This is a genomic window from Bacteroides caecicola (assembly GCF_023337095.1).
In the GTDB taxonomy this organism is placed as follows: domain Bacteria; phylum Bacteroidota; class Bacteroidia; order Bacteroidales; family Bacteroidaceae; genus Phocaeicola; species Phocaeicola gallinarum.
In genome coordinates this window covers 121838-134582 of record NZ_JAMBLM010000006.1, presented here as the reverse complement: position 1 = coordinate 134582, position 12745 = coordinate 121838, and the positions used below count along the sequence as shown (strand labels likewise).

The following is a 12745-nucleotide window of genomic DNA, read 5'->3' as shown; positions in this document are numbered from 1 at the left end:
TATGAAACTGATAATTGTTGTTCCCTGCTATAACGAGGAGGCTGTGTTGGCGGAAACCACTTCGCAGCTGTCGCATGTCATTGCGACGCTGAAAGAGCAACACAGCATCGACAGCGGCATCATCCTTTACGTCGACGACGGGAGCCGCGACCGTACGTGGGAACTTATCGAACGTTTCTCTGCCGAGCACGACTGCGTGGCGGGGCTGAAGCTGGCGCACAACGTGGGACACCAGCAGGCGCTTTGGGCAGGGTTGGAATGGGCTTCGGCTCATGCCGATGCTGCCGTGTCGATTGATGCCGACCTGCAAGACGATGTAAACGCCATTTATCCGATGGTAGACTATTATAACAAGGGCATCGACATTGTTTACGGCGTTCGCAAGGAGCGGAAAACAGATACTTTCTTTAAGAAGAACACGGCATTGGCTTTCTATCGGCTGATGCACGGACTGGGCGGTGAGATTGTTTATAACCATGCCGATTTCCGGTTAATGAGCCGCCGCACGCTTCAGGCGCTTGTTTCCTTTCCGGAGCGTAACCTGTTTTTGCGCGGCATGGTTTCATCGCTGGGATATCCTTCCGCTATGGTGTATTATAACCGTAAGGAGCGGTTTGCCGGCGAATCGAAATACCCGCTGAAGAAGATGATAAGTTTTGCACTTGACGGTATTACATCTTTTTCCGTCCGTCCGCTGCGTTACATTACTTATTTGGGTTTGTTTTTCATATTGGTAGCGATATTCGCCATCGTTTACGGGCTCTGTTCTTATGCCGGAGGAACTACTATACCCGGATGGACTTCTTTATTGGTCTCTCTCTGGTTTATCGGGGGAGCCATCCTGCTGGCTTGCGGGATAATCGGCGAATACGTGGGTAAGATTTACAAGGAGGTAAAACGCCGTCCGCGTTACTTTGTCGAGCGGGTTACCCCGTCGCTTCACTCAGATCTCCCAGCGTAAGGAAAGGTGTGTTCCCTTATTCGGCTGCAATAAAAAAGGCTCGTGTCTCATCAAAAACACGAGCCTTTCTGTATCGTACGCTGTCAAGCGATTATTTCGCTATCAGCAAATAATAGTTTTTCTTTCCGCGCTGAACCAGCAGGTATTTGCCGTCCAACAAATCGGCTGCGGTAATCACTTGGTCGGGAGCAGACAGTTTCTCTTTGTTCAAAGAAACGCCTCCGCCCTGAACCAGCTTGCGCATTTCTCCTTTCGAGGGGAACACGGCAGCCTTTTCGGTAAACAAGTCGATGGCTTTCACGCCGTTTTCGATTTCAGCTTTTGATACTTCGAACTGCGGAACGCCTTCGAATACTGACAGCAGCGTATCTTCGTCCAGTTTCTTCAACGCCTCTGAAGTAGCATTTCCGAACAGAATACCTGATGCTTCTACGGCTGCATTGTAATCTGCTTCAGAGTGAACCATGATGGTTACTTCCTTAGCCAGACGTTTTTGCAGCGGACGCAAGTGGGGAGCTTCCTTTTGTTCGGCTACCAATGCCTCGATTTCTTCTTTGCTCAGCATGGTAAAGATTTTGATATATCGTTCAGCGTCTTCATCGCTTACGTTCAGCCAGAACTGATAGAACTTATACGGTGATGTATAACGAGGGTCTAACCAGATGTTTCCCGACTCGGTTTTACCGAATTTGCCTCCGTCGGCTTTGGTTATCAGCGGACAGGTCAGCGCGTAGACTTCGCCTCCGTTGGTGCGGCGAATCAGTTCGGCTCCCGTGGTGATGTTACCCCACTGGTCAGAACCACCCATCTGGAGCTTACAGTTTTTAGTTTCGTATAAGTGGAGGAAATCGTAACCCTGCAAAAGCTGATAAGTAAATTCGGTGAATGAAAGACCATCGCGTGCTTCACCGTTCAATCGCTTCTGAACAGAGTCTTTTGCCATCATATAGTTTACGGTGATATGTTTTCCCACCGTACGGGCAAAATCAAGGAAAGTGAAGTCCTTCATCCAATCGTAGTTATTAACCAACTCTGCCTTGTTGGGAGCATCCGATTCAAAATCGAGGAATTTGCTCAACTGTTTTTTGATACATTCTTGGTTGTGGCGCAGGGTTTCTTCGTCCAGCAGGTTACGTTCTGCCGATTTTCCCGACGGGTCACCAATCATACCGGTTGCGCCGCCTACCAAAGCCAACGGCTTATGTCCGCAACGCTGAAAATGTTTCAATATCATCACGCTTACCAAGTGGCCGATATGAAGTGAGTCAGCAGTAGGGTCAATACCTACGTAAGCGGTTACCATCTCTTTTTCCAGTAATTCTTCCGTGCCCGGCATCATGGTGTGAACCATTCCGCGCCATCTTAATTCTTCTACAAAGTTCATCGAATGAATTTCTTAGTTTAACAATAAAGGTAGGGGCAAAAGTACGACACTTTATCTGAATAACCAATTTTTAACGGCTAAAAAAGAGGCGATTAATATTTTCGCCGACCAAAGCCACCAGTTTGTTTGTGTCTATGCCGCGTACTGCCGCCGCCCGGCGGTAAAGCTCGCAGATGTCGACAAGACTGTCATCGGTTTCGAGCAGCAAACGTTCTGTGGCAACCGTTTTCATCGCTTCCGACTGGTATTTTTCTCCGAAAGAGAGGTAGAAGCCTTGCGACTGGAGGCTCAGGGCAAGTTCTTTTTTACCTCGGAATCCATGAATAATCCACGGTTGTTTCGGGCGGTACTCTTTCTTCAGTGCAATAACTTCGTTAAACGACTTGACACAGTGGATAAAAAGAGGAAAGCCGTGTATCTCCGCGCGTTCGATAACGCCACGGAATGCTTTGAGCTGGAGGGAGAAAGGTGTATCGCACAACTTGTCTAATCCGGCTTCACCCAATGCCACGGTACGCGGGTCAAGCATCATCTCGTCAAGCCATTGAAACTGCAACATACAATCGTCTTCGGAAAGAAACCACGGATGAATCCCCACGCTAAGAAAACGAGCCGTGGAGATATCTGCATGTTCTTTGTCATCCATGCGGCAGGAAAGAAAGGATAGCCCGGCAGACGAAGCCAAACGATGGGTATGAACATCGAAACATTCCATACGGTTCTGTTTATTGGTTAATAACAGGTCAGGGGACTGGGTCGTAACCCGATCCTCCCCACGGATGGCAACGTAAAAGACGACGGATGGCAAGGTATAATCCTTTTATCGGACCGTGCTTTTTTATTGCTTCAACAGCGTATTGTGAACATGTTGGAGTAAAACGGCAAGAAGGAGGAGTGAACGGTGAGATACAATTCCGGTAAAAGTAGATAGGGAGTAAGAGCAGAAATGTGAATACTTTTCTCATGGCAAGCGTTCGGTAATCAGTTGAAGCAGCTTTCGTACTTTCAAGTCTACCTCTTCGGAGGCATGAAGTTCGTTGTCTAACCAGATAAAAGCTATTGCCAGCTTTGTACCGGTATTTGCCAATGGTTCGGTCAATATCTGTTTGTTTTTCCGGAATGCTTCACGTATCTGGCGTTTCACCCGGTTTCGCTTTACCGCCCGTTTGAAACGCTTCTTAGGTACACTGATAAGTAATGAAACAGGAGGAAGATGATTTCCCTCCACAGGAATATACACCACACGCAAAGGAAAAGCCGGAAACGATTTGCTTCCGCCTGCAAAAAGTTTTTCTATTAAGATACGGCTGTTCAGACGTTCCTTTTTGGGTAAGGTATGTGTGTGGGGAGATTCCATAAAAGTATATTAGGCACGGATAACACATTCGTTACGGTAGAATTATGATTCATGTCCGTAAAAAAACGTGTTATCTGTGCCTATTTTGCTATCTTTACTTATTACGTTCGCGGATAAACATATCCAAAGCTGCTGTCATCGACGGAGCTACGGTAGTGGGAGCTTCCAAATCAAGACGAAGTCCTGCTTCTTTTACAGCTTTTGCCGTAGTAGGACCAAAACAGCCTATGGCTATTTCTTTTTGTTCAAACTGTGGGAAGTTTTTCATTAGCGACTGAATGCCGGCAGGACTGAAGAATACCAGCATGTCGTAATCGAACTTCTCTTCGGGAGTGAAGTCATTACTTACAGTGCGATACATGACTGCCTCCGTATGCTGGATTTTGTTTTTATCCAACAAGTCCTTCACTTCGTCGTTATGAACGTCGGACATCGGAATAAGATATTTCTCTGTATTATGCTTTACTATCAGCGGTAACAGATCGATAAATTTTCCGGTTGCTCCGAAGAACACTTTACGTTTGCGGTATTGCACGTATTTTTGGATATACAACGCAATAGTCTCAGACGTACAGAAATACTTCATCGTTTCTGGAACGGTGATACGCAATTCGGCACAAAGACTAAAGAAATGATCAATAGCATGGCGCGAAGTAAACACAACGGCTGTATGATCTAAAATAGAAATCTTCTGTTGTCTGAATTCTTTAGCAGACAAACTTTCTACTTTTATGAACGGGCGAAAATCTATCTTCACTCCGTACTTCTCAGCAATGTCGAAATAAGGTGACTTTTCCGACGATGGCTTTGGCTGAGAAATAAGCACTTTCTTTATTTTCAATGTACTAAAATTTTAAAATCAATACCTTGTTCATATAAACTATCCCTTTCCACAGAAGTAAATCGGGAACCATTTCGAGGGTGCAAAAGTACAGAATTAAATGTAAAATGCCATGAAAATGATTAAAAAAGTTCCTAATACATTTATAAAATAACAATATTTTAATAAGAAGTAGCGTTATAAGGATTAAAAGACGTGATGGAGAGCCCGACAGATTGAAAAAGACAATGAGCAAAACTGTGGGGAAAAGTAGGAATCCGGTGACGATTATTATATCGAAATAGGCTTCCGTCCAAGCTGTGGTTCGCTCTTTGTCAAAAAAAATCCGGTTCGTAAATGTATATGTCCCCCATTTGTAAAGAACAAGCAAGACAGACGAGAGGATGTAAAATCCGAGAAGCAGATGCGGAGATACGTATTCTGTCAATAGAGGAATGTCGTCTAAAAAATAATCGAACAGGCATACGCCGCTTAAAACGCATGTAACGCCTGTCAGAATCAATACGAATAATGGGGTCGATTCGGTTGCAACGTCATCGAACAGATTGGAACGCTTTTTATTCGAGAAAAAAGTCTTTATGCGCTGGTGCAGGTACTTTTGCCGGCGGTTTATTGAGTAATACAGAAAGAAGAAGCAAAGGAACATCAGGCAGGTTACTGTCCAATCGTTATTCAGGCGGTAGGGCAATAACTCTCCCTCCATGCCCGAAAGCTGTACTTCCTGCATGTGTCTTACGAGCGCACTGTCCAGTCGTTCCTGTTGTTGCGCTTGCAGTTCCTCTATCAGTTTAAATCCTGCCCGGCAAACATCGTTCATACGGCTGCAAATTTACGAATTTCTTTGTTCCAAACAGGAGTTACGTATAATAAATCGACGGCTTCTTCGGGAGTTGAGGCAACCTGCCAGATGTTTTCGTGTTCGCGGCGCATGAAATTTTGTCCGATAGCCTGTTTCAGCAGGGTGAGCAGAGGATCATAAAATCCGTCGGTATTCAGTATGATGATGGGATTCAGGTAAAGTCCCAGCTGTTTCCAAGTGATGATTTCCAGCAGTTCTTCCATTGTTCCGCATCCGCCGGGGAGTGCGATCACGCCGTCCGAGAGTTCGGCCATCAGTTGTTTGCGCTCGTGCATGGTTTCTGTTTCGATGAGCCGTGTTAGCCCGTGGTGATGCCATCCTTGCTCCACCATGAAGTGGGGGATGACCCCTGTTACGGTTCCTCCGCAGGCAAGTGTGGCGTCGCTCATGCGGCCCATCAGTCCCTGACGCCCGGCCCCGTTAATCAGATTGATGCCCTGTTCGGCTAAGAGTTGCCCCAAACGTTCGGCGGCATCGAAATAAACAGAAGGAATTTTCGTGCTGGATGCACAATACACGCATACGTCTTTTATTACATTATTCATAGATTATCAAAATACGAGAAGAATAAATTTGTTTTTTTAATCGCCTTATTAATGCTGTTTAGGCACGAACCACACAATGCCTGCGTAATTCGTGCCTAATGTTACAACAAAAAGCCCTTTGTCAGAGTCCGAAAGCAGCTTTTACTTTATCTACGTAATCCAGTTTCTCCCACGTAAAGAGTTCTACTTCTACGTCTTTATTGCCTTCGTAAGCCGATTCGAAGTGTTTTACCACCGTTTTCGGTTCACGTCCCATGTGTCCGTAAGCAGCCGTTTCGCTATAAATCGGGTTACGCAGCTTCAGGCGTTCTTCGATGGCACGCGGACGCATGTCGAAGATTTCGTCTACCTTTTTGGCGATTTCGCCGTCGCTCATTGCCAGATGGCTTCTGCCGTATGTATTCACGTAGATGTTTATCGGGCGAGCCACGCCGATGGCGTAAGAAACCTGTACCAACACTTCATCGGCAACACCCGCTGCCACCAAGTTCTTGGCGATGTGGCGGGCTGCATAAGCCGCACTGCGGTCTACCTTGCTGGGGTCTTTGCCAGAGAATGCTCCTCCACCGTGGGCGCCTGCTCCTCCGTAAGTGTCGACGATGATTTTGCGTCCCGTCAGTCCGGTGTCGCCGTGCGGCCCTCCGATTACGAATTTTCCGGTGGGATTCACAAAGTATTTGATTCCGTCGTTAAACAGTTTCAGAACTTCGGGGTTATGAATTTCGGCAATGACGCGCGGCATCAGGATTTCGATGACATCTTTACGGATTTGTGCCAGCATCTCTTCGTCTGCTTTAAGCTGAGCTTCTTGAGAATCGTCGGCAGGGCGGATGAAATCATCGTGTTGCGTAGAAACCACAATCGTGTCGATGCGCACCGGGCGGCGGTTGTCATCGTATTCGATGGTTACCTGACTCTTTGAGTCGGGGCGCAGATACGTCATGAACTTTCCTTCGCGGCGGATTTCAGCCAATACCATCAGCAGCTTATGTGCCAAGTCGAGCGACAGCGGCATGTAGTTTTCTGTTTCGTTCGTAGCATATCCGAACATCATACCTTGATCGCCGGCGCCCTGATTCATAGGGTCTTCACGCTCTACACCGCGGTTGATGTCGGGGCTTTGTTCATGGATGGCAGAGAAAACGCCACATGAATTTCCTTCGAACATATATTCGCTTTTGGTATAACCGATTTTATTGATAACTTCGCGTGCCACACGCTGAAGGTCGATGTACGCTTTTGTTTTTACCTCTCCTGCCAGTACCACTTGTCCGGTTGTCACCAGTGTTTCGCAGGCTACTTTCGAGTTGGGGTCGTAAGCCAACAGTTTGTCAAGTACAGCGTCGGATATTTGGTCCGCCACTTTATCGGGGTGTCCTTCCGACACTGATTCGGATGTGAATAAGTATCCCATAGTTACCTTAAAAAAATTAAATGTTTATATAGATTGTATATATCCGTGTACGGACAGAGTAGGAAGGAATCAACAAGGAATCAAATTTTATGTGTTTTAGCATTTTTTTCCGTGGTTGCAAGCTACTCAAATCTTTCCACTTTTATATCGGTTGCAAAGATAGATATATAAATCGGAATAACGATGCGTATGATGGGTATTTAACATATTTATCCCTGAAAAACGCTACCGTTAGCGTTGCCCGACGCAAGCGGTAGCGTAACCCGACGCTACCCATAGGACTTGCCTGCGCTACGGGTAGAATTTTCAGGGGCATTTTATACATAAAATCAGAGTTCGTTTAGAGCCGGTTTAAATTTGGGCATACGCCGGAGGATATACGTAAAATTTCGTATTTTTGTGCGACGAAAAATAAATCATTCCGAATGAAAAAGATTATTTTAGTAACCGGCGGACAACGTTCTGGGAAAAGCGGCTACGCTGAAAAGCTGGCACATCGCCTTACCGGTTCGCCTGTGTATATTGCCACGGCACGTGTTTGGGACGAGGAATTCCGCCGCCGGGTGGAGCATCACCGGCAAAACCGGGGAGCGGAATGGACCAACATTGAGGAAGAGAAGCTGTTGAGCCGTCACGACATCAGTGGAAGGGTGGCTGTGATTGATTGCGTCACGTTGTGGTGTACCAACTTTTTCATGGAGCAGAACGATGTACGCCTCGCCCTTGAGGAGATAAAGGCGGAGTTCGACCGTTTTACGGCTCAAGATGCTACTTTTATTTTTGTAACGAACGAAATAGGACAGGGAGGCGTTTCGCCCAACCGGCTGCAACGCCAGTTTACCGACCTGCAAGGCTGGACAAACCAATACATCGCTTCGAAAGCCGATGAGGTTATTTTAATGGTAAGCGGTATTCCCGTTAAAATCAAATAAAGATGAAACAGTTTTCCATACAGCGTATCGCCAACGAGCGGTTAGAAAAAATGGTAACCGATAAGATTGACAATCTTACCAAACCCAAAGGTTCACTGGGGCGTTTGGAGGAATTGGCATTACAGGTCAGTCTTATCCAGCAGACACCTTTCCCCATTCTGAAACATCCTTGTAACATTTTGTTTGCTGCCGATCATGGCATTACCGAGGAAGGGGTCAGCAAATCGCCTAAATCCATTACGTGGCAACAGCTTTATAACATCCTGCGGGGTGGGGCAGGCATCAACTTTCTATGCCGCCAGCATGACTTCGATTTGCTGGTGGTAGATGCAGGCGTGGATTATGATTTTCCGCCCATGAACGGACTGCTCGACATGAAGATACGTAAGGGAACCCGAAATTTCCTCCACGAAGCAGCCATGACTTCCCAAGAAATGGAGCGTTGCATCACCGTGGGTGCACAGTGCGTAGAGCGCGTACACGTGCAGGGAGGCAATGTAGTGAGCTTCGGCGAGATGGGGATAGGAAATACATCGGCTTCGTCGCTCTGGATGACTTGCCTGACGGGGATTCCCTTGCAGCAATGTGTGGGTGCGGGCAGCGGGTTATCCGACGAAGGAGTAGCCCACAAATACCGTATTCTTCAACAAGCGCTCGACAATTTTCCCGGTACGCATACGCCCGAAGAAATAATATGCCGCTTCGGAGGTTACGAAATGGTGATGGCGGTGGGAGGTATGCTCCGTGCTGCCGAATTGCGCATGGTCATCCTTGTCGACGGATTCATTATGACGAACTGCCTACTGGCGGCTTCGCAGTTCTGTCCTGAGGTGACCGATTATGCCATATACGGGCATCAAGGTGAGGAAAGCGGACACAAGCTCCTGTTAGAATATCTTCATGCCCGTCCGTTGCTGAGCCTTAACCTCCGGTTGGGCGAAGGGAGCGGAGCCGTATGTGCTTACCCGATAGTAGACTCTGCGATACGGATGATAAACGAAATGGAAACATTCTCAAACGCATCGGTCACCAAATATTTTTAGTCTCATGAATAACCTGCTTGCTGCCTTGATGTTTTTCACCCGCCTTCCGTTCTGGAAGATAAAGACGGTTCCGGCGGAATGTTTTAAGCATGTGGTAGAGTATTGGAGCCTGACAGGATGGCTTACGGGGGGTACAATGGCGCTGGTGTTCTGGCTGTCTGCACTGGTTTTTCCGGCAGATGTGGCGGTGATGTTTGCGCTTGCGTCGCGATTGCTGCTCACGGGCGGACTTCATGAAGACGGACTTGCCGACTTTTTCGACGGTTTCGGCGGAGGGAAAGACCGTGAGAGTACGTTACGCATCATGAAAGACTCCCATATCGGAAGCTATGGCGTGTTGGGGCTGATTGTTTATTACCTGTTGGGGTATGCGTTGCTTTGTTCGCTCCCTTTGTCGCTGACTCCCGTTGTACTCTTTTGTGGCGATGCGTTTGCCAAGTTTGTTTGCAGTTTTGTAATCAAGCTGTTGCCGTATGCCCGCAGGGAAGAAGACAGTAAAGCGAAAGTGGTTTATACCCCCATGCGGAGCTTGGGGATATTGTTCACAGCTGCGGGCGGACTGATACCGCTGATACCTTTTGTGACGTTTCTTCCCTCCTTCTATGCTTGGGCGTGTGTGCTTCCTGTGCTGATATTTGCGGGGTTGGTGTATTTGTTCAAACGCCGTATCAACGGATATACCGGCGATTGTTGTGGGGCGTTGTTCCTGTTGTGTGAGCTGGGGTTTTGGACTGGAACTGTTTTTGTCACTTATTATTCACATTAAATAAATGATTGCGTATGAAAGTATATTTGATTCGCCATACTTCGGTAGATGTTCCTGCGGGAACGTGTTACGGACAGACCGATGTTCCTCTTCGCGATAGTTTCGAGGAAGAAGCCGATGCCGTTTTCAATCGTATCGAAGGAATGAAGTTCGATAAAGTATATACCAGCCCCTTGTCGCGCTGTCTGCGTCTGGCTTCATACTGCGGATATACCGATGCCAAGCGCGACCACCGTTTGAAGGAAATAGATTTCGGTAAATGGGAAATGCAAAAGTTCAGCGAAATCAAGGATGCGCGTATCGAAGAATGGTATGAAGACTTCCTCCACGTACCGGCTACGGGAGGCGAATCGTTTATGGATTTGTACGGACGTGTGGCTTCGTTTCTCGACGAACTGAAGCAGGCTGATTACCGGAGGGTTTTGATTTTTGCCCACGGCGGCGTGCTTATCTGTGCGCAGGCTTATGCCGGAGTAATCGACATCAGCCGGGCTTTTGATGCGCTTTCGCCTTACGGAGGAATGGTGGAGATTGATTTATAATACGGAAAGAATGTGTAACTTTGCGTCTGCATTAAACAAGAAAGACAGATGAAGCCACAATTACTTATCGGAGCTATAAATTCAGCGAGTGGGAAAACCGTGCTGACCGCAGGGTTGCTGCGCGCGCTGAAGCATAGGGGATTGCAGGTGCAACCCTTTAAATGTGGTCCCGATTACATCGACCCGCAGTATCATGCGGCTGCTTCCGGACGCGAGTCTGTTAATCTTGATACGTGGCTGGCATCAAAACAACATGTGCAGCAAATCTATAATCAATATGCCGAGAATGCAGACGCTTGCATCGCGGAGGGGATGATGGGGCTTTTCGATGGCTATCGGCGGATGCAAGGCAGCAGTGCAGAGATAGCCAAGCTGTTGAACCTTCCGGTAGTGTTGGTGGTCAATGCCCGTTCGCTCGCCTATTCGGTGGCTCCGATGTTATATGGTTTCAAGCATTTTCATTCTTCCACACGGATTATTGGTGTAGTCTTCAGTCAGGTTGCTTCGGCTTCCCACTATTCGTTCCTGAAAGAGGCTTGTGCCGATGCCGGACTGGAAAGTCTGGGATATCTGCCTGCCGACGAGTCATTGCGTATGCCCTCGAAATACACGGCACTGACGCAGGCGGCAAAACAAGAGATGGACGAACTTGCCGAACGTGCCGCCGTCTGGGTGGAGAAACATATCGATATAGACAAATTGCTGAACCTTTGCATCCGTCCTTTTCCTTGTTCTTACCGCTTGCCTTACGTGCAAGACATGCCGGCAGATTGTGCACGTCGCACCGTGCCTCGTCTGCAAATCGCCGTAGCACGCGATGCTGCTTTTAATTTCATCTATCATGAGAATTTAGACCGTTTGCAGGAGGTAGGAAAACTCACCTTTTTCAGTCCGCTGTACAGTAAAGACCTTCCGAAAGCCGACATCGTTTATCTTCCCGGAGGCTATCCCGAACTGTTTGCCCGCCAACTTCACCGCCGCAAGGCAATGATGGAGCAGCTGCGCGACTACGTAGAATCCGGTGGAAAAGTATGGGCCGAAGGTGGGGGAATGACGCTCTTCTCTCGTTCGATAACCACGCAGCGGGGCACTACTTACGAAATGGCAAATATTCTTCCATTGACTTGCACACTGGAGAACGCTCGTCTTCACTTAGGCTATCGGACCGCTGAATATAACGGAGTGGTTTTACGCGGTCATGAATGTCATTATTCCTCTCTCTTAAACTACGATGCCTTACCTGCTGTCTCACAGCTCTATAATGTACGTGGAATAAAAGTCAACACACCTTTATACCGCTATAAAAATCTGATAGCCGGATATACTCATTGGTATTGGGGAGAAACAGATATTTTAAAGGTGTGGGAATAGTCTTGCCCGACTCAAAAATTTAAGCCGTAGAGTTACACAACGCATCCGCTTGCGTTGAAGCAAACAAGCGGATGCGTTGGCACGTGCTTCCGCATGAATTTTTCAGCGGTCATTATCGCTTATATCCCGGATGACATGACACGGACAACCGGCTGCAAGCACGCCGGCAGGAATGTCTTTGGTTACTACGCTTCCGGCGGCTATTACACTGTTATCCCCGATGGTAACGCCCGGCAGAACGCTTACGCCTGCGCCTATCCATACGTTGTTGCCTATTTTGATGGGGTAAGCATATTCCAATCCCGCATTACGTTGTTTCACATCGAAAGGATGCCCGGCGGTATAGAAACCACAGTTCGGTGCAACGAAAACATTGTCGCCGAAGGTGATGGATGCACCGTCAAGCATGACACAGTTGACGTTTGAATAGAAATTTTCTCCGATGTGAATATTATAACCGTAGTCGCAGTAAAAAGGCTGTTCTACACAAAAATCTTTTCCCGTACTGCCAAACAGCTGACGGATGATTTGTTCGCGCTCTGCTTTTTGTGAGGGGCGTAACCGATTGTAGTCGTAACAAACCTCCTTGCAATGATTGCGCTCTGCCACTAATTCGGTATCATAGTTGGCATCGTAAAGTTTGCCTGCTTTTGCTTTCTGTTTTTCTGTTTCCATTGTATCGTTTTTCTTTTGCGTCGTCTCTTTGTTGGTAGAACAAATTTATGCGTTT

Annotated in this window: 15 protein-coding genes; 6 read left to right on the top strand and 9 right to left on the bottom strand. The window is 47.4% G+C overall.

Annotated elements, in window-relative coordinates; translation table 11 throughout:
* Position 1: 1 nt before the first annotated feature.
* Positions 2-961 carry a glycosyltransferase family 2 protein gene (locus M3085_RS07780; RefSeq protein ID WP_178257528.1) on the top strand — a complete coding sequence of 320 codons (960 nt, stop codon included), beginning with the start codon at positions 2-4 and terminating at the stop codon, positions 959-961.
* Positions 962-1052: 91 nt separating this feature from the next.
* Here the strand turns inward: M3085_RS07780 and tyrS are convergent, their stop codons facing one another.
* The 8 genes from tyrS to metK form a co-directional block, all read right to left on the bottom strand.
* The gene (tyrS, locus tag M3085_RS07775) at positions 1053-2345 is read right to left on the bottom strand and encodes a tyrosine--tRNA ligase (protein WP_191710687.1); all 1293 of its coding nucleotides are present in this window, start codon (positions 2343-2345) and stop codon (positions 1053-1055) included.
* 70 nt (positions 2346-2415) lie between these two features.
* A complete protein-coding gene (locus M3085_RS07770; RefSeq protein ID WP_249052719.1) occupies positions 2416-3060 on the bottom strand; it encodes a TatD family hydrolase in 645 nt (214 codons plus the stop codon).
* Positions 3061-3088: 28 nt separating this feature from the next.
* On the bottom strand, positions 3089-3310 hold the full coding sequence (gene yidD, locus M3085_RS07765; RefSeq protein ID WP_178257531.1) for a membrane protein insertion efficiency factor YidD: 222 nt from the start codon (positions 3308-3310) through the stop codon (positions 3089-3091).
* Positions 3307-3702 (bottom strand): ribonuclease P protein component, encoded by a 396-nt coding sequence (gene rnpA / locus M3085_RS07760; RefSeq protein ID WP_191710689.1) that lies wholly within the window; start codon positions 3700-3702, stop codon positions 3307-3309. Before rnpA ends, yidD begins: the two co-directional genes overlap by 4 nt.
* A 94-nt stretch (positions 3703-3796) precedes the next feature.
* Positions 3797-4543, bottom strand: a complete 747-nt coding sequence (locus M3085_RS07755; protein WP_191710690.1) for a uroporphyrinogen-III synthase — start codon at positions 4541-4543, stop codon at positions 3797-3799.
* 4 nt (positions 4544-4547) lie between these two features.
* Positions 4548-5360 (bottom strand): DUF4271 domain-containing protein, encoded by an 813-nt coding sequence (locus M3085_RS07750; RefSeq protein ID WP_249052718.1) that lies wholly within the window; start codon positions 5358-5360, stop codon positions 4548-4550.
* Positions 5357-5947, bottom strand: a complete 591-nt coding sequence (locus tag M3085_RS07745; RefSeq protein ID WP_249052716.1) for a TIGR00730 family Rossman fold protein — start codon at positions 5945-5947, stop codon at positions 5357-5359. Before M3085_RS07745 ends, M3085_RS07750 begins: the two co-directional genes overlap by 4 nt.
* Positions 5948-6068: 121 nt before the next feature.
* Positions 6069-7361, bottom strand: coding sequence for a methionine adenosyltransferase (gene metK, locus M3085_RS07740; RefSeq protein WP_191710692.1), 1293 nt, complete (start codon positions 7359-7361; stop codon positions 6069-6071).
* A gap of 425 nt (positions 7362-7786) precedes the next feature.
* On the opposite strand from metK, the gene cobU reads away from it, so the two are divergent.
* From cobU to M3085_RS07715, 5 genes are read left to right on the top strand one after another with little or no spacing between them, the layout of a single operon-like run.
* A complete protein-coding gene (gene cobU, locus M3085_RS07735) occupies positions 7787-8293 on the top strand; it encodes a bifunctional adenosylcobinamide kinase/adenosylcobinamide-phosphate guanylyltransferase (protein WP_178257076.1) in 507 nt (168 codons plus the stop codon).
* Positions 8294-8295: 2 nt separating this feature from the next.
* Positions 8296-9336 (top strand): nicotinate-nucleotide--dimethylbenzimidazole phosphoribosyltransferase, encoded by a 1041-nt coding sequence (gene cobT / locus M3085_RS07730; RefSeq protein ID WP_178257075.1) that lies wholly within the window; start codon positions 8296-8298, stop codon positions 9334-9336.
* Between the two features lie 4 nt (positions 9337-9340).
* Entirely contained in the window at positions 9341-10102 is a 762-nt protein-coding gene (locus M3085_RS07725) for an adenosylcobinamide-GDP ribazoletransferase (protein ID WP_249052715.1), read from the top strand.
* Between the two features lie 14 nt (positions 10103-10116).
* Positions 10117-10644: an alpha-ribazole phosphatase gene (gene cobC, locus M3085_RS07720; RefSeq protein WP_178257073.1), complete on the top strand. Its 528-nt coding sequence runs from the start codon at positions 10117-10119 to the stop codon at positions 10642-10644.
* Positions 10645-10692: 48 nt separating this feature from the next.
* On the top strand, positions 10693-12015 hold the full coding sequence (locus tag M3085_RS07715) for a cobyrinate a,c-diamide synthase (RefSeq protein WP_249052714.1): 1323 nt from the start codon (positions 10693-10695) through the stop codon (positions 12013-12015).
* A gap of 102 nt (positions 12016-12117) precedes the next feature.
* Here M3085_RS07715 and M3085_RS07710 read toward each other — a convergent pair whose 3' ends face one another.
* Entirely contained in the window at positions 12118-12690 is a 573-nt protein-coding gene (locus tag M3085_RS07710; protein ID WP_178257071.1) for a sugar O-acetyltransferase, read from the bottom strand.
* Positions 12691-12745: the final 55 nt, after the last annotated feature.